Genomic DNA, 17628 nt, shown 5'->3' on the forward strand with positions numbered 1-17628 from the left:
TATATCTCATATTATAAATAAAGGCAACGGGGGACCGGGGACTATCCAGTAACTTCACATATGAAATCTCTGCACCGAACTCCCTCATTAAGAACTGTCCTGCAGGGCAGTTCTTTTCTGTTCAACTCTATGACGCTAAGGAGGAACCATCATGTATTTTTCCAAACGGGACATTGAGCCTCTGCAACAGGAGGAAACTGCGGTTTGGGCGTGCAGCAAAGAAGAGTGCAGTTGTTGGATGAGAGACGATTTCTCCTTTGAGGAGGAGCCTTCCTGCCCGATTTGCTCTTCCTTTATGATTCGCGGCACCAGGATGCTTCCGGTCCTCGTCAACATCTATAAAAGGTAAGAAAAAAGAACAGCTTTCCGGGACAATCGGAAGCTGTTCTTTTTGGTCCCGCGCCATTTTCCTACCCTTTTTCCAGCCGTTTCATGAAATCTTCTGCGGCGCTGTAGCCCTGCTGGCGAAGATACCAGTTATTGGCCGCCGCCTCCACCAGTCCCGCGACATCTCTTCCCGGCTGAAGCTGAATTTCGATATGCGGAATTCGAATGTCCATATACTCGGTGTACTTCGGCTCCAGCTCCAGTTCATTATTCAACGCATGCTCTTGCCACTTCGTCAATTCGATATCAAGTACAATGCGTGTCTCATCCTGGAACGCTTTTCTTCCGTAAAGACGGGAAACATTGATCAACCCGATACTGCGAAGGGCCAGAAGCTCCCGCGTTTTGCCGTCATGGGTGCCAAGGATCGTCTCCGGGCCAATTTTTTTCAAAACGACGATATCATCGGCTACCAGCCGGTGCCCGCGCCGAATCAGCGTATGAGCGGTTTCGCTTTTACCGACGCCGGATTTGCCGCGAAGCAATATACCGATTCCGGACACATTGACACAAACGCCATGGACGGCAATTTGCGGCGCCAGCGCTTTCGCCAGGTACGCATCCACCAGTTCAAGAAACCGGAATGTAGGCTCGTGCGTGCGAAGCAGCGGAATCCCCTCTTCTTCGCAATATTTCAGCAAATACTTCAGCCCTTCCTGATTTCGGGTCACTACAAAACAAGGCGGGTGATACTTCACGATGTTCCCGATGCGATGATTTCGTTCCTCTTCACTCAGCGTATGTAAATAATTGATTTCTTTTCTGCCCAACACTTGTACATGAGCATGAGAAAAGAAATCAAAATATCCGACAAATTCAAGCCCCGGGCGATATGCCCTCGGTTTGGGTATCGTTCGATGCATATGCGATTCCCCGACCAGCACTTCTAATGAGAAGCGGTCCACTAAATCTTTTACTGTGACAGACTTCATTTTTTAAATCTTCCTCTCGCACCTTCTTCAATCTTCTACAGGTCAACAGATGAACTCTTTTTTGTGTATGACCATGCCATATTAATTCTACACAACGCCCTGTTTCCCTTTTGCAGATACCGATATAGAAGTGACGAATCGGGTAAAAATGACTTGGATTAAATGACAGGAAATGGGTTACGGAACGCACTTTACAAGGTTTTGAAATGAATCTCTTATTGTATTCATTATTATCCAATTAAACATTTATGATCCTAAAAGATCTAACCGCAAAAAAAGCAGTCATCACAAAGGCGTCCTCCGTCTTCTGCGATTACCGCTTTCCATGGTTGAATGTATAATTAAGTACCCTTACAAGAGGATATCTTAACCAGTGTTCTGCCTTGGGCCTGGCCTTTGAGAATACTTTGAACGACGCCGGGAATTTGCTCCAAAGCGATTTCCGTGTACATGCTGTTCAACATAGCGGGCTTTAATTCCGAAGTCAACCGGTTCCAGATGCGGACCCGTTTTTCCATAGAAGCCATGACGGAATCGATTCCTATCAGCCGTATTCCGCGGAGAATAAAGGGAAATACGGTCGTTGCCAGCTCTGCGCCTCCCGTTAAACCGCTAATGGCTACCGTCCCGCCATATCGCGTGCTGCTTAAAATATACGACAGCGATTTCCCGCCGACACAATCGACGGCGCCGGCCCAGAGCTGTTTGTCCAACGCCCGGACTTTTTCAGGAACCAGTTCGTCCCGCGAGATGACCCGCGCGGCTCCCAATTTCATCAAATGCTCCTTCTGTTCTGCTTTCCCTGTGCTCGCCACGACTTCGTACCCCAGTTTGGCAAGCATAGCTACAGCCATACTCCCTACACCGCCTGTGGCTCCTGTCACCAGAATCGGACCTTGGTCAGCGTTCACGCCGCCATCTTGTAATTCCTGCACCGATAAAGCGGCCGTGAAGCCCGCGGTGCCGAATATCATCGCTTCTTTCATGGAAAGTCCCTCCGGCAATTTTACCGCCCATTGGGACGATACCCTGGCATATTCGCTAAAACCGCCATAATGGCTCACACCCAGCTCATATCCCGTAATCAGCACTTCGTCTCCCTCATGAAACCGACCATCTGTGCTTGACTTCACGATCCCTGCAAGATCGATACCGGGAATAAATGGATATGTTTTGACAACGTTTCCATTTGCGATGCAGGCCAATGCGTCCTTATAGTTGACACTGGAGTAGACGACTTGGATCAGCAGCTCGCCTGACGGCAAATCTTCTATCGTCATCTCCCGGATGCCGCTTGTTACATCGTTTCCCGATTGCTCCACAACCAATGCTTTGAACGCTTTGATAAGAATCACTCCTTAGACGACGGATGTTCCTTTATTATAAATCCTACGGCCCGCAAAGAAAAACTAAACTTTCAACCCGGCGAGGACGGCTAATGGCGTTTAAGACAGAACCCATCCGGAAAAGAGCTCATGTCCCTTTCTTCGCCGTGGCTTTCATTAGACGGATATGCAAAAAGCCGGCCTGACGGGGCCGGCTAATCCATTTATTTGGCTTGAGCCAAATCCTGTATTCCCGTGTTCGCTTTGACTAATATCTCGTCATACTTCACATCATCCTGCTTCGAGGACAGGAAGGTTCCGAGGAAAGCCCCCAGGAAGCCGAGCGGAATGGAAATGATCCCCGGGTTCGTAAGGGAGATGAGCGGGGTACCGACGAAGATCGCTTTCCCTGCTACCGGATCCCAAACGTTAGGACTGACCGCTACAAGAATGAGCGCGCTGAGAACGCCGACAATCATACCTGTAATTGCTCCTGCCGTATTAAACCTTTTCCAGAATACGGTGAACAAAAGAACAGGCAGGTTCGCGCTGGCGGCTACGGCAAAAGCCAGGGCTACAAGAAACGCAACATTCAGCTTCTGCGCAAACAGAGCAAGGATGATCGAGATGATCGCTACACCGACGGAAGCCAGTTTCGCCGCTTTAATCTGCTCTTTTTCATGAGCCTTCCCTCGCCGAATAATATGGGTATAGAAATCGTGGGCGAAGGCGGAAGCGGCGGAAAGCACAAGACCCGCAACAACAGCCAGAATGGTGGCAAAGGCTACAGCCGATACAAAGGCGAACAGGAATTCTCCGCCAAGGACTCTGGCAAGGAGAGGCGCAGCCATATTGCCAGCGGCGTTAGCGCTTACAATGGCATCATGGCCTACGAATGCCGCTGCACCGAAGCCGAGGAACACCGTCATGACGTAGAACAAGCCGATGATCCAAGTGGCTACAACGACCGATTTACGTGCCGTGGGGGCGTCTTTTACCGTGAAGAATCGGATCAGAATGTGCGGTAATCCGGCTGTGCCAAGAACAAGAGCAAGGTTAAGGGAAATCGTATCGAGTCCGTTCGAAAATTTGTTGCCAGGATTCAAGAACGCTTCCTTCAGCGGAGTTACAGACCGCATCTGCTCAAACATATGCCCGACGCTGAAATCGAATTTGGCAAAAACAATGAGCGAAATAATAAACGTACCGGCGATCAGCAGCACACATTTAATAATTTGCACCCAACTTGTCGCCGTCATGCCGCCGAAAACAACATACACGGTCATGAGAACGCCGACGATGAGCACGGAGGTCGTGTAATCAAGACTTGGGATAAGAAGGGCAATGAGTCCCCCGGCGCCAACCAGTTGGGCGATCATGTAGAAGATCGAAATCACGATCGAATTGATTGCCGCCACGCCGCGAATCTTCTTATGATCAAAACGGGCGGCGATCATATCCGCCATAGTATATTTGCCTAAATTTCGAAGCGGTTCCGCTACGAGATACAATACGACAAGATAGGCGACAAGGAACCCGATGCTGTAGAAAAATCCGTCAAAGCCGAACAATGCGACCATTCCTGCGATACCCAAAAACGATGCCGCCGACATATAGTCGCCCGCAATGGCCAGCCCGTTCTGCCAACCGGTCAATCCTCCGCCGGCGGTATAAAATTCGCTGGTCGTTTTTGTTTTTTTGGAAGCGTAATAGGTAATGACGAGGGTACCGAGCACGATCACAAGAAAAAGAAGGAAGGCCGTATTCATGGATTATCCCGCCTTTCTTTGTTCAGCATGCATTTGATCTTTGATTTCTTCGCAAATCGCGTCGAATGTTACGGATTTCTTGGAATACAGGGAACACAGAACCCATGTCATAATAAATTGAGCGAAAGCAAAGACCCACGCCCAAGTAATCGAGCCGACGGCAGGTGTATTCAACACATTGGAGAAAGCAGTAAGAAACGGAAGGGTAAAATAAAATGCACAAAAGAAGAGCGTCATCGGAATAATAAATCGTTTTTTCTTATCCATCAGCTTGCGGAAAAGCTCAGAATGGGCAATATCGCTGTAAGTCAACTGGTTCTTTTTCATACGCGAATCCCTCCATAATATGGGCTTCACCTGATGCATACAGGCACAGCCGGCTTAAAATGTAAGCGCTTTTATAATTATTATAGCGTCTCTTTTTTAATGCAGTTCGGTTTCGGTATGAAACGTCGAAATTCGTTCCTTAATTGCAGAAAAACAGTCCTCAACGGACTGTTCATTAGGATGATGCTTATTGCCCCTGCAAAAGCCGAATCAAATCTTTTGCCGCAATCCGGGAAACCGGCAGCTTCGTCCGTTTGGCATCCTTGAGAATGGCATTGTACGCACCGTTAAACCAAGGCTCGATCTCTTGAATATAATCCAGATTCACCAGATAGCTCCGGTGAGGCCGGAAGAACGTGGCGCCAAGCCTTTCCTCAAGCTCCTGCAGCGTCTGCTTCGTTGCATAGGAACGACCGTCGGCCATATGGATATGAGTTACCTTCTCCTCCTTGACCGCGTAGAGAAAAAGCTCCGCCTCGAGCACAACCATCCGGTCACCGTCATCGATCAAAAGCTTGTTTCTTTTGAAAGCGGGGGCTGTCGGCGCTTCCGTCTGCTTATGGGCTTCCGAACCGCCTCCGGCTTCCGTCTTTCTCGCGCGGATGCGATCCAACGTCCGCCTAAACCGCTCTTCATCATAGGGCTTGAGCAGATAATCCACCGCCTCGAGTTGAAACGCTTCCAACGCATACTGATCATAAGCCGTCGTGAAGACAATAAACGGCCGGGGATCCAGCTCATGCAGACGATAAGCCGCCTGAATGCCATTCATCTCAGGCATCTCGATGTCCAGAAAAACGGCGTCCGGTTTATGCTTTTGCGCAATCTCCAGGGCCTCAGCACCGCTTGCGGCCGATGGGAGCACTACGATGTCCGGCTCCTTCGACAGCAAATAGACGAGCTCTTCTCTTGCCAGCCGTTCATCTTCGGCGACCATGACACGAAGTTTCATTTGGGTGTCCCCCTTCATTCCCCATTCGTATAAGGTATGGCTAACGTTACTCGCGCCCCGCCCTCCGCCCGGTTCTCGAACGAAAGCGCAGAGTCGGGACCGAGCAAGCTGATTAAACGCTGATTTACATTGTGCACGCCAAGACCGGTGCTCCCGCTCCCGCTCATCGGAGTCGTGCCCAGCTTATCCAGAAAATCCTCCCGAATCCCCGATCCGTTGTCCTCGACAACAATCCGTACGATCTTGTCTTTGCGTTCCATGGCGATTCGCACCCAGCCGCCGTTCGTTCTCTTCTTCAGCCCGTGCTGGATGCTGTTTTCCACGAGCGGCTGCAGCGTCGACGGCGGAATCGGCACCATTTCCAGCCCCCGTTCCACTTTCCACTCCACTTTGAGCTGATCGGCGAACCGAACCCGAATGATCTCCAAATAAGCATTCACATGCTCCACTTCCTGATAAAGGGGAATGAGCAGCGATTGGGTGATCTTCAGGCTCATGCGCATGAATTGGCCCAACTGCACCGTCACATGGCGCGCCTGATCCGGATCGATCCGGATCAACGTCACGATGGAATTCAACGTGTTGAACAGAAAATGCGGATTGATCTGCGCCTGCAAAGCTTTGAGCTCGGCATCCTTCATCAGCGCTTCCAGCTTCTCCGCCAACGCGATCGTCAGTTGACTGGAGATCAGCTTGCTGAAGCCGTACGCAAACTCCACCTCCACTTTCCGAATCTGTTTCGGGCTGCGGAAATAAATCTTGGTCAATCCCGCCGTCCGGCCCGATTGGTTGAACGGTACGATCAGAGCCGCGCCCAAAGCTTCATGATGAGGCTGAATTTGATCGCGGTGCATGGCGATTTGAATTTTGCCGGTTCGGATCGCCTGTTTGGACAATTCCGTTAACAAGGGTTCCCCGGGAACGTGCCGGGAGGTGCCGACACCCACATGAGCAAGGATCCGCTGCGTATCCGTCACGGCAACCGCATCGGCTTGCAATTCACGCATCAGTATAGATGCGGTAGCCTCTGCTGTCGTGTAGGTCAATCCTTCCTTCAGATGGGGAAGCACCATTTCCGCAATCGTTAATGCCCGCTGCGTCTCATGCGCGGCCGCACGTTCTTCCTCTTTGAACGCAACCTGAATCATCGCGACGAAAATGGCGATCCCGATACTATTGGCGATCACCATCGGAACGCCGACACGATTGACCAGCTCAATGGCCGTTTCCGAGGAGGTCGTATACACCAACAGAATGCCCATTTGCAAAATAGGGGCGAATACTCCGATAAACATGGCCTTGATGGGAGCGATGATCCTCTCTTCATAAAAAAAACGGGCAATAAGCCCCGCCAGAAGCCCGATCAAAGGAGTGGAAACCGCATGCGAAGGACCTGCAAGACCCCCGAGCAGCAAGGAGTGCAGACCGGTCAAAAATCCCGCTCCCGCGCCCACGTAAGCGCCGCCAAGCAATCCTGCCAGCACTACCCCGATGAGCGCGGAATGGGCCATGATCTCATCCGGGCCGAGAGCGGACACCCAGAACGTCGAATCGATTCCCTCCGGGCTCACTATGGCACCCGAATACGTCCCTGCAATCCCGATCAAACCAAACAGCAGGGCAAATACCGTTCCCGTCCGGGCATCAACCTCCCGATCCAATATATTTCGAAACAGGGGGATACGTGTCAATGTAAACATCAGGATCAGAAGCATTCCCATTCGTTCGAACAATACCAGTAAGAGCTCTTTCAAAAGCATTCCTCCCGCCGTTCAGGCAGAAAGCCCCATAATTATAAATTGTTAACTATCGGTCTCTCACCTATTCAGAATAATCAATTGTTTTCATTCACGCAATCGGTTTTCCAATTTCAAGACATGCAGAACGGCCCGCAGAATATATCGGCTAAGCGTGAAATATGCCCTCTCATGGTCTTGAGCATATTTCCTATTCTCCAAATATAGTATATTATACAATGAATATCATCTACATATAGTGTGGGGTGGACCATATGAAATCAATCTGTGTTTTTGCCGGATCCAATGCGGGAGAGCATCGCGACTATCCAATGAAAGCGGCCGAGCTTGGACAGGTTATGGCTCAAAAAAAGATTCGATTAATTTACGGCGGATCCAGGATCGGCTTAATGGGTGAAATCGCCAACGCCGTTCTGAAGGGCGGAGGCGAAGTGATCGGGATCATGCCCAGAGGATTGTTTAACGGGGAAATGGTACACCGGGAGCTTACCCGGTTCATAGAAGTTGAAAATATGCATGAGCGCAAAGCTCAAATGGCGGAGCTTGCGGATGGATTTATTGCTCTGCCCGGCGGGTTCGGAACATATGAAGAGCTTTTCGAGGCCTTGTGCTGGTCACAAATCGGCATTCATCGAAAACCCGTCGGCATTCTCAATATCAGAAACTATTTTGATCCCTTCATGAATCTGATTCATCACAGCATCAGCGAAGGTTTCTCCAATACATCGCATCTCCGGCTGATTCTGAACTCCAGTGAACCTGCGGAGCTGATCCATCTCATGGAAAGCTATGTTCCTCCTATGCTTGAGCGAAAGTGGAAGCAGTTGGATTAGTTCCGAAAGGCTCTTTGATATAAATAAAAAGCATACGGCTGATCCCGGTTTCAGACCGGCCGCATGCTTTTTCCCAAACCCAATCTATTTCGTCAAACGCTTGATTTCCTGATGGTAACGCACGAATCCCCAAACATACATTCCTATAGACCAAGCCTGCAGGAAGCAGCCGTTGAGAGGCTCCGGCTTATTGGCGCGGTACAGCTCCGCCGCCATTCCCATCTCATCCAAAATCCGGGAAGCGATCATGCGCAAGAAGGCGACGCCTTGTTCCGCACGCCCGGCTTTGAATTCGGCCATGGCTGTCCAGCCCGTGGTCAAATTCCAGACCGCCCCTTCCTGATAGCTGGACGGATCGTACCCCTTCCCTTCATCCTTGCTGCTGCGGGTGCGAAGGCCAAAAGGCGTGGTCATCTCCTCGGATTCCAATCGTTCCAGGGAAGACTTCACCCTCTCAGCATCGGCCAGCGTAGAGAACATGAGATTGACGGCATAATTGGGACGCAGCGTCGGGTCCGGCGTTCCGTCTTCCAGCAGCCGGTCGTAATAATAACCACCGTCCTCAAACCAAAACTCCTCCTCATATTTACGCTCTACGATGTCCGCCTTCCTGCTCCATTCGCGGGCAAACTCCGGCTCCCCGACCAGCCCGGCTACATCGGCCGCCGCACGCAGCGCGTGCCAATACAATCCCTGCACATCGTTGCTGCTCTTTCTGCGGTCGATATGATCCATCCACTGCGTATCCGGAATGGTGAAGGCCTGCGACGTGGAGACATCACCGACAATACCGTGCTCCAGGAAGCCGTCTCCGTCACGGTCACACCGCTGCGCCCAAGCCATCGATTTTTGAATACTGGAAAAATGGGCTTTGGCGAATTCCGTATCCTGAGCGGCATAAACATACTCGCGGAATAATATCGTCTGGAGCAGCACCCCTTCTGCGGACCCTCCCCAGGAAGTCTGATGCATAAAGCCCGGTCCGCTGATGACCGTCGGCATATCCCCGGCGAATGCTCCCGGACGATCCTCTTCCAACTGTAGAGAAATGAAGTTCAGAAGCACTTCCTTGACGAATTCCATATCCCCGATCGCAAGATAGGCGAATGCCGTCCAAGCCGAATCCCTGCTCCAATAATTGGGAAACCGGGGGAAGCCGGCGCAAATGCCTGCACCGATCTCGGGGTGATTGAATTTAAGATTTTTCAGCGCCAGCTTGGCAAAGTCAAACGCCTGGTCCAGCTCCGCATCCCCTGTTCTAACGGCGATAGTGTTCTCCAGGTATTCACGATGAGAGGAAACCGCTAGAGCGAATTGTTCTTCGGCGTTTTGCAGCGACCGGGAAGCGATATGCACAGCCCGTTCTTTGCTTTCCGGATCCCCGGACAGCACAACCGTAACGGTCACGGAAGCATGAGGCTCGACTTTTACCGGAATCCGGAAATGAAAGCCGGGATCCGCGCCTTCATAGGAGGTGCCGAAAGAAGCTGTCATATCCGCGTCACAGGCGATGACACCGACATAAGGCAGCTGCGGGTTCTCCATCACAATGCTTCTTGGCGTTGCCCTGAACTTGAATTGCTTGGCTTTCACTCCAAGCAGGCCATACGGTACCAGCATCGCTTCCGTATTTCCGATCAGTTCAACCTCTCCCGCTTCGTCCCCGTCGTTAGATAAGATAAACCGGGTGAACACCGCAGCGTCATCCACCGACATAAATACTTTCCGCTGAACCGTCAATGAGCCGAAACGGCTGTATGCTTCCAGCCTTCCCGGCAGATGGTCCGCTCTATCCGTATAACGGACGAGAGGATACGACCCGGCTGCTCCCCTCTCCGCAAGTTCCCATTTCAGTTGCCGGATGTATCTTGCCGGCGGACTGTACAAGCCTCCGTTATCGGTGACCAGGCCCCACCAGTTCCAATCGGCGGACAAATCTCCGGCCCAGTTGATCACGGCGAACGATGCATCATTGGATAAGGCGAGCGGACGATGGAAAGGGCCGGTCGACATCAAGCACGGCTCCTGGATATCCGATACCTCGTCTTGAATCGTGAATCGGGAATAAATTTTGCCGAAGGCATACTGCTCCGTCACAATGACGATCGAATGCTCGCCCGGGGCCAAGCCTCCCGGCAGCAGAACGGTCCACTCCGTCGGAGCGCCGACTTCAAACGTATACGGTCTTGTCTCGGAGATGGTTCCCGCGTTCCGTCCCTGATATCCCTGCCGGATCCAAACCAGAGAAGGATCGACCTCGCTGCCGTCCAGCAGCAGTTTGAAGTCGATCGCCACACCGCCGAGCGCCAACGGCGGGTTGTCCAGATTAAAGCGGAAGCCGATCCGCTCGCCGCCTGAATAGGCATTGCGCAGGCTGCCCTTCACATAAGTCATTAAGTAGAAAATATCGCCCAATTGTTTGGCTTGAATTGTATTCAATGGTTTCTCCCCGCTTTTCATTGAACTTACCCCTTCACGGCCCCCGCCATAAGCCCTTTCACAAACTGCTTCTGCACGCTCAGGAACAAGATCAGCACCGGAATCAGCGAAAGCACATTCGCCGCCAGAATCCTTGACCACGGAATGGCGATATTCTCCTGAGCCAAGAGCGCGAGCCGGAGCGGAATCGTGAACTTGTCTTCGCTTTGCAGCAGGACAAGCGGCATCGTAAAGGAATTCCAGTTATGCACAAACTCGATAATGGTTAACGTCGTGATCGCCGGTTTAATGAGCGGAAGGACGATCTGGAAAAACAGGCGGAATTCCCCGCTGCCGTCGATCCTTGCCGCTTCGAGCATTTCCGTCGGAACATCGTCGATATACTGCTTGGTGAAGAAAATACCGAACACGGTGACCCCAAACGGCAGGATCAAGCTGGCCAGACTATCGTATAACCCTATTTTGGTGATGATAAAGTAAATCGGCAGCAGCAGCACGGTCGGCGGCACGGTCATCGTGGCGATCAGAAGAATAAACAGAGCGTTTTTGCCCATGAATTGCTTCTTGGAGAAGGCATAGCCCGCCATGCTGGAAAAAACCACTACCAAGGCGGTGCAGCTCACCGATACAATGATTGAATTTGTAAATGTAGTACTAAACTTTAGCGCTTCCCAAATTTTCGGGTAGTTGCTCCATTCCAGCGTATGCGGCCAAAAGGTTGGAGGAAACTGGGTGATTTCCAAATCGCTTTTCAAGCTGGAAGCAAAAAGCCAGTACAGCGGCAGGAAAAAGACCAAGCCTATGGCCCAAAGGATAATCGTTGGAATCCATTTTTTGTTCATCGTTTCCTCCCCCTATCCTAACCGTTTATCCACTAGTTTTTTCTGAATGATGGTAATAATGACGACTAAGAAGAATAAAATGTACGACATCGCAGCCGATGTTCCGATACGGTAATATTTGAACGCCTCATTAAAGATAAGGAACGGTACCGTCGTAGTGGAATCGGCAGGACCTCCGCCGGTCATAATATAAATTTCCTGGAATACGTTCAATGAATCAATGAGCAAGAGTATAAATACGACAAGCGAAATCCGGCCGAGCAGCGGCCATGTGATCAGCCTCAGCTTCTGAAAGGGAGTAACCCCATCCACATCGGCGGCTTCATACAAATCCTTGGGAATGTTCTGCAAACCCGCAAGATAAATGAGCATGAAATAGCCGACTTTCTTCCAAACAGTCATGATGGCAATGACCGGCATGGCCCACACGGAGCTCGCAAGCCAGTTGGGACCGGTAACACCAAACAAATTCAGGAGCGCATTGATCAAACCGCGATCGCCGTTGAACAAAAACATAAAGATCAAGCTTGCGCTTACAACGGATAAAATATAAGGAACAAAAAAGATCGTACGAACCAGGTTCACCCCTTTAAGCTTTTGATTCAGCAGAAGCGCAAGGCCTGCGGAAGCAAACATCGTAATGGGGATGAAAATGACGCCGAAATAAATCGTATTGAAGATGGCTTTCAGAAATAGTTCGTTTTGCAGCACTCTGGCGTATTGCTCCAGTCCGACGAATGCGCCCGGGATTTCGAATAAACCCGAATTTCTTAGCGCTATGGGCTTGATATCCTTAAAGCTGGCGACAAACGACCAGACGACCGGATAAACCAAGAAAAGTCCGAGTATGATGACCGAGGGCAAAATGAACACATAGCTGGTCCAATCACCGATCACGCTGCGGATTTTTTTCTTCATAATTTGCCTCCCAACAAGCAGAGCACCTGGGTTAGGTGCTCTGTTTTTTACCCGGATATTAGTTTTGCTTCAAAATGGCATTCCCTTTTTCTTCAAGTATTTTCAAGCCTTGCTCCGCAGACATGGAACCGGAAACCACTTGGTTCAGAACGCTTTGATAGACTTCGGCTTCCACTTGAGACCACTGCGGTACAGGAGTGGAGATACTTGGATACTCTAACCCTTTGATAAAGACGAGGAATTCCGGATGCTCCTTGAAGTATGGCATGTCTGCAAGGTCTTTACGAATAGGCACGCGGTACGGATAGAAGTTGCCGTCATCGGATTTTTCACCCTTCATGACCAATTCTTGTCCTTCCTTGGAGCCCAGGAATTTGATCAGCCTGATCGCAGCATTCAATTTGTCGCCTTCAACGCCGGATGGAATGCACAGCATGTTCGGTCCGATATCCGCCGCTTTGCCTGCAGGTCCGGCCGGCACTTCAGCCGCTGCCACTTCGAACTTGTTGGTCGCCTTCCAGGCATCCGACACTCCCCATGGCCCCTGGAACTGCATGGCTACCACTTGGTTGCGGAAATCCGCCATCACCGCGCCGCCGTCTTTGTTTACCGTATCCGGAGGCGTCACCTCTTTAACAAGCTTGGTGTAGAACTCCAGCGCCTGCTTGCCTTCCGGAGAGTTCAATCCAACCTGATAACCGCCTTTGCCGTCTTCTTTTACAATCTTGGCTCCAGCCTGGTTCATAAACATGTTGACCATCCAGGTGATATCGTACACTTGCTTGCCCACGAGACCAAGGCCGAATTGATCCGGCTTGCCGTCTCCATTGGTATCGATCGTCAATTTCTTGGCCGTTTCATACAGCTCTTCCCATGTGGTCGGCGGATGCTGGATGCCGGCCTTATCAAAGAGCGTTTTGTTATATACCAGCTGTACGGAATGTCCAAGCCATGGGTAGCCGTATAGCTTGCCATCCCATGTACCTAAGTCCCAGAGCTGCTCATAGTAATTGTCTTTTTCACTATTGAATTCTTCGGACAGGTCGACATAAGCTCCCTGCGGCGCCAGTCCGCGCACATCACGGTAAGGAATTTGCATCACTTCCGGCGCGTCCCCGCTGAGGATTTGCGTCAGCAGCTTCTGGCCGTTCTGGGCGCTTCCCAGCAATTCTACTTTGACATCCGGATTTTTCTTTTCGAATTCGTCCACAATCTCACGGATCGCTTTCCCCCGCGGGGAATCGCTCGCCCATGTGATTTGCATCCGGATGGAAGTCGTCTTGCCCGGCTCCGATGCCTTTTCCCCGGCGGACCCGTTATTTTCCTGCGCAGCTCCACAAGCGGTAAGAGATACCGCCATCATACCCGCGAACAATGCTCTTGGCCACTTTTTCATGTTAGGTAAGAACCTCCCTCAATCATTTCTTGATATAAAAATCCTACGTATGCATTATTGCTAACGTTGGCATTTTTAGCGAAAAAAATTAGATCGACTGCCTTTCACAAATCGTCGGCGAAATGAGTACCCGAGTTCCGGCTCTGGCACCCGTGTCCAATTGCTTGGTCAGCACCTGCAGCGCGGATTGGGCCATAGATGGAATCGACTGGTCAATCGTCGTAATCGGCGGGTGGTAATACTCGCCCATGTCGAGCTTATCAATACCCAATACCGCTACATCCTCCGGTATCCGAAGTCCACGCTCGTAAATCGCACGGTATACCCCGATCGCTCTTTCATCCCCTGAAATAAAAATAGCATCTGGCCACTGAGGCGACCCAAGAGCCTCCTTGGTACGGAGATAAGCCGATCCAATGTCGGATACGTCGTATAGAATGCTCCACCGGTCTGCGGACACATGACGGTCTGCGAAAAAGCGGCGGATCCCCTCCGATCGATCCTTGTTGACAATGTAGTTTGGATTGCCAAGCAGAAACAGCATGCGGCTGCGCTGCTTGGAATACAAGTACTGCGCCGCCAGGTACCCTGCGGCCACATTATCAAGATCCACATACGAGGTATCAAAATGATCAAGGTCTTTACCCAGAATAACAAACGGAATCTGCTTTTCCCGTAAATATTCAACGCGCCGGTCATTTTCGATCATATCGAACATCACCGCGCCGTCGGCCATTCCGTGCTTCAGCAAATAAAATCCGTCGTTCTCATTGTCCTCGTAGCTGTCGGCAGAAGAAGAGGAAATCACCATCCGATATCCCAGTCGGTGCGCTTCCTTCATCATTTCATGCAAAATTTTGTTATGAAATGCACCCCAAAAGCGGCCCCGGTGCTGATCTACAAAAGCAATCAAGGTGTTCGTTTTTTTCTCTCTAAGGCTTTTGGCCAGCAGATTTGCTTTAAACCCCGTCTCAGCCACCACTTTGAGAATCCTCTCTCGGGTCTCGGCTTTTACATTCGGATCATCGTTGATCACCCGGGAAACGGTTCGGATCGAAACTCCGGCCAACCTAGCTACATCTTTGATTGTTTGCGTTTTCATGTGCATTCCCTATTCCTTCAGACCGTTTCATTATTGCCATCGTTGGCATAATTATTGTATCCGTTTTCCGACAGGGTGTCAATACCAGGAGGTTGGATCGCGTTTAAAATAATGATGCCAGCATTTTTTTCAGAGCCTCGTAGGACAAATGTTCCTTTCCCAGTTCGAAGTTGTGCTCCATACAAGCGCTGCGGAACTCCCCATCCAGCAAATATCTAATGACTTCCTGACCAGCCTTTGCCATGAGTTCTCCGTCAATATGAACCAATCCCTCCGCGTCGACCCGATGCTCATTTCCAAGAGAAACGATATGGAAGCCGTAAGGTTTAATATCCGTGCCAAATACCGGGTATTCATATACGGCCATCGGTTTTTTGGCGTACAATCCTTCCAAAAACTGATTTCCCCAGCCTTCCAGCACACTCGGATAAGTGACGAAATCCGCATGGACATAGGCATCCCATAAGGAATATATTTTTTTGCCGTCTTTGGTGACACGAGTCGCTTCGATCCATTCATTGACGTAAAGCAGCTTGACGTTCTGCGCCGCAGCCCGCTGGTTCAACCCCTCGATGTATTTGGGGGAAGCCTCTTGAAGCCCCGCCAGCACCAGCACAATTTCACCGTCCTCACCCATGATTCGGCCGTCATATAACGGCCGCTCCTTGAGCCGCTTCAGGTTCTCAGGCTTACCGATTTCCGCCGCCAGATCAATGGCCAGCTCGATCGCCTTTCGTTCGGCAATACGCGTAGCCTGCAGCAAAAGAATGTCGTTCTCCTTCACGCCGATCACTTGGCGGAAATCGCCGTTATAATCGTCAATCGTCCAAGCCGGAGCCGAGAAGTCGAACACGTTCGGAACGACGGTTGATTGCTGCCCCGTCCGCCGAAGCAGCTCCTGCTGGGCAATTTTATTAATCACCACCTGCTTGACATTCGCGAGCTTCGGCGGGAAGTACTCCGTCAACCAGCCACTGACATAGCGGTTTGTAGGACGGCTGTATTTGATGCGTTCCCAATGAAAATCATGATTGTGCGCTACACAAGCGATGTTTTTTTTGCGCGCAACTTCCGCGAACGCGAGTCCCGCGGGCAACCCCCATCCCAACGACCAAATGTTATTGGGAACGATCACATCGAGCTCGTATTCATCGATGATCCTGCAAAGCGCTTCTTCAATCCTGGCAGCGAAGGCCAGTACATCATCCCGGAAAGCTTCGGCATCGGGATAATCCGTAAGCTGTTCGTAAGCGTTAGCCACGAATCGGTTATTCACCGGATGCTGATAGTGCAGTTCTTCGATCACGATCCCTTCTTCTTCCCCTAAACTACCTGCCAATAAATAGACACGATGTCCCAATTCCTCAAGGACCTTCTTCCATTTCTCCATTTCTAAGGAGACGCCATCGGTTTCTCCTGCGCGAAAATGGCATAATGCGATATTCATGGTGCTTCCTCCTAAACCCATTGAGTGGATACGCTACAAAATATTTTTGCCAACGTTGGCAAAAGCAAAGACATTATGATTCTAAAATAATTTCTTTTAAATTACAACTGATTTTTCAGGAGCTTCCGCTGCATCAGTTAAACGCCTTCACGTTCTTGAAAAAATCTTAATCTCTGGGCCAACTCCCGCATATAATGTTAAAGAATACGGTCGGGCAGGGGAGGGGGGCATTGTCTACGGTTATTAATATTTTCTCCATGAAAATCAACAGCATCTCCAACAATGGTTCCGTCAACATTGGAGAGTCGTTTCACAACAGCCATACCGCCAATTCCAAAACAACAGGCGAAAATTCCTCATACGGCGATCATGCACCGCCCACTGCAACCATGAAAAATATTTACGTGGATCCCGACGTCAATGATCAGAATGAAGTCGGGAACGTAGATAAGGTGAATGCCAAACAAATCTAGGAGGACTTGTGCATGCCTTTTCTCATAAATATCGCTAATATGAAAACAAACGGTGTAACGCAGAACGGCAATATTGATATTGGTGCAACTGTGCATAACAGCCATACTGCAAACACCAAAATGATCGGAGCCAACTTTGCTCTGGGCGATATCTCCCTGACGGTCTCGAACATGTTTAACGCTGTTATAGATCCGGATATCAGCGATCAGGATCAAATCGCTAACCCTTCGGCTCCGGTGACCAATCAGTTTTAAGTCCTTCCTTCGGGAGTGAGCGGAATGAATATGAAGAAAGTAAAAGAATGGATGGAATTGGCGAATCAATGCGCCACCGGTGACTTTTGGGGGACCATCATGGATTCCAATGATCAAGACGACCCCCTGTCCACAACCCCCGAGAGCTGGAGCCCGCCGGTGGACATCTTCAGTACGAGCGACGAAACCTTCATTCTTGTGGAGCTGCCCGGAATCCGTAAGGAAGAATTGGATCTAACGATGATTGGCGATTCGCTAATTATCAAAGGAATGAAAAATAACAGAATACCCATCGAGGATTCCATCCTGTCGGAGCGATATACGGGTACCTTCGAGCGCAGCATCCGCCTTCCTTACCCGGTACAATGGAATACGGTATCCGCCAAATTGGCAGAGGGGATGCTCGTCCTCAGATTCCCTCTCCCCTTGTACAGGGAAGCCAAAATATCGGTTGAATAAGCTCTCCGCCAAAAC

General features: G+C 50.4%; 17 protein-coding genes. 5 read left to right on the plus strand and 12 right to left on the minus strand.

Going from position 1 to position 17628, the window contains the following annotated elements:
- Positions 1-151: 151 nt before the first annotated feature.
- Positions 152-349, plus strand: coding sequence for a cold-shock protein (locus IJ22_RS19390; protein WP_062409993.1), 198 nt, complete (start codon positions 152-154; stop codon positions 347-349).
- A 61-nt stretch (positions 350-410) separates the two neighbouring features.
- Here IJ22_RS19390 and hprK read toward each other — a convergent pair whose 3' ends face one another.
- The 6 genes from hprK to IJ22_RS19420 all read right to left on the minus strand — a co-directional run bounded on the left by hprK (position 411) and on the right by IJ22_RS19420 (position 7452).
- Complete coding sequence (hprK, locus tag IJ22_RS19395) at positions 411-1319, minus strand: HPr(Ser) kinase/phosphatase (protein WP_062409994.1); 909 nt, start codon at positions 1317-1319, stop codon at positions 411-413.
- A gap of 341 nt (positions 1320-1660) precedes the next feature.
- Positions 1661-2665, minus strand: coding sequence for an acrylyl-CoA reductase family protein (locus IJ22_RS19400; protein ID WP_062411068.1), 1005 nt, complete (start codon positions 2663-2665; stop codon positions 1661-1663).
- Positions 2666-2868: 203 nt separating this feature from the next.
- The gene (locus IJ22_RS19405; protein WP_062409995.1) at positions 2869-4413 is read right to left on the minus strand and encodes a solute symporter family protein; all 1545 of its coding nucleotides are present in this window, start codon (positions 4411-4413) and stop codon (positions 2869-2871) included.
- A 3-nt stretch (positions 4414-4416) separates the two neighbouring features.
- Positions 4417-4740 carry a DUF485 domain-containing protein gene (locus IJ22_RS19410; protein ID WP_054818324.1) on the minus strand — a complete coding sequence of 108 codons (324 nt, stop codon included), beginning with the start codon at positions 4738-4740 and terminating at the stop codon, positions 4417-4419.
- 187 nt (positions 4741-4927) lie between these two features.
- Entirely contained in the window at positions 4928-5692 is a 765-nt protein-coding gene (locus IJ22_RS19415; RefSeq protein WP_062409996.1) for a LytR/AlgR family response regulator transcription factor, read from the minus strand.
- A 14-nt stretch (positions 5693-5706) separates the two neighbouring features.
- Positions 5707-7452, minus strand: coding sequence for a LytS/YhcK type 5TM receptor domain-containing protein (locus IJ22_RS19420; RefSeq protein ID WP_082660890.1), 1746 nt, complete (start codon positions 7450-7452; stop codon positions 5707-5709).
- Positions 7453-7703: 251 nt separating this feature from the next.
- Here IJ22_RS19420 and IJ22_RS19425 point away from each other — a divergent pair, with 251 nt between their 5' ends.
- Positions 7704-8282: an LOG family protein gene (locus IJ22_RS19425; protein WP_062409998.1), complete on the plus strand. Its 579-nt coding sequence runs from the start codon at positions 7704-7706 to the stop codon at positions 8280-8282.
- Positions 8283-8366: 84 nt separating this feature from the next.
- Here IJ22_RS19425 and IJ22_RS19430 read toward each other — a convergent pair whose 3' ends face one another.
- The 6 genes from IJ22_RS19430 to IJ22_RS19455 form a co-directional block, all read right to left on the minus strand.
- Positions 8367-10721 carry an amylo-alpha-1,6-glucosidase gene (locus tag IJ22_RS19430; protein WP_160327397.1) on the minus strand — a complete coding sequence of 785 codons (2355 nt, stop codon included), beginning with the start codon at positions 10719-10721 and terminating at the stop codon, positions 8367-8369.
- A gap of 26 nt (positions 10722-10747) precedes the next feature.
- Positions 10748-11563, minus strand: a complete 816-nt coding sequence (locus IJ22_RS19435; protein ID WP_054818326.1) for a carbohydrate ABC transporter permease — start codon at positions 11561-11563, stop codon at positions 10748-10750.
- Between the two features lie 12 nt (positions 11564-11575).
- Complete coding sequence (locus IJ22_RS19440) at positions 11576-12481, minus strand: carbohydrate ABC transporter permease (RefSeq protein WP_062410000.1); 906 nt, start codon at positions 12479-12481, stop codon at positions 11576-11578.
- 58 nt (positions 12482-12539) lie between these two features.
- Positions 12540-13877, minus strand: a complete 1338-nt coding sequence (locus IJ22_RS19445; protein ID WP_062410001.1) for an ABC transporter substrate-binding protein — start codon at positions 13875-13877, stop codon at positions 12540-12542.
- 88 nt (positions 13878-13965) lie between these two features.
- Positions 13966-14979, minus strand: a complete 1014-nt coding sequence (locus IJ22_RS19450; RefSeq protein ID WP_160327398.1) for a LacI family DNA-binding transcriptional regulator — start codon at positions 14977-14979, stop codon at positions 13966-13968.
- 103 nt (positions 14980-15082) lie between these two features.
- Positions 15083-16426: a glycosyltransferase family 4 protein gene (locus IJ22_RS19455; protein ID WP_062410003.1), complete on the minus strand. Its 1344-nt coding sequence runs from the start codon at positions 16424-16426 to the stop codon at positions 15083-15085.
- A gap of 194 nt (positions 16427-16620) precedes the next feature.
- On the opposite strand from IJ22_RS19455, the gene IJ22_RS19460 reads away from it, so the two are divergent.
- Genes IJ22_RS19460 through IJ22_RS19470 form a run of 3 tightly spaced genes read left to right on the plus strand, consistent with a single transcriptional unit; the run spans position 16621 to position 17613 of the window.
- Positions 16621-16899: a spore germination protein gene (locus tag IJ22_RS19460; RefSeq protein WP_054818334.1), complete on the plus strand. Its 279-nt coding sequence runs from the start codon at positions 16621-16623 to the stop codon at positions 16897-16899.
- A 12-nt stretch (positions 16900-16911) separates the two neighbouring features.
- Positions 16912-17154 (plus strand): spore germination protein, encoded by a 243-nt coding sequence (locus IJ22_RS19465; protein WP_054818335.1) that lies wholly within the window; start codon positions 16912-16914, stop codon positions 17152-17154.
- Positions 17155-17178: 24 nt separating this feature from the next.
- Entirely contained in the window at positions 17179-17613 is a 435-nt protein-coding gene (locus tag IJ22_RS19470) for an Hsp20/alpha crystallin family protein (protein ID WP_054818336.1), read from the plus strand.
- Positions 17614-17628 lie beyond the last annotated feature (15 nt).

Origin of the sequence: Paenibacillus naphthalenovorans (assembly GCF_001465255.1) — a bacterium.
Lineage (GTDB): Bacteria > Bacillota > Bacilli > Paenibacillales > NBRC-103111 > Paenibacillus_G > Paenibacillus_G naphthalenovorans.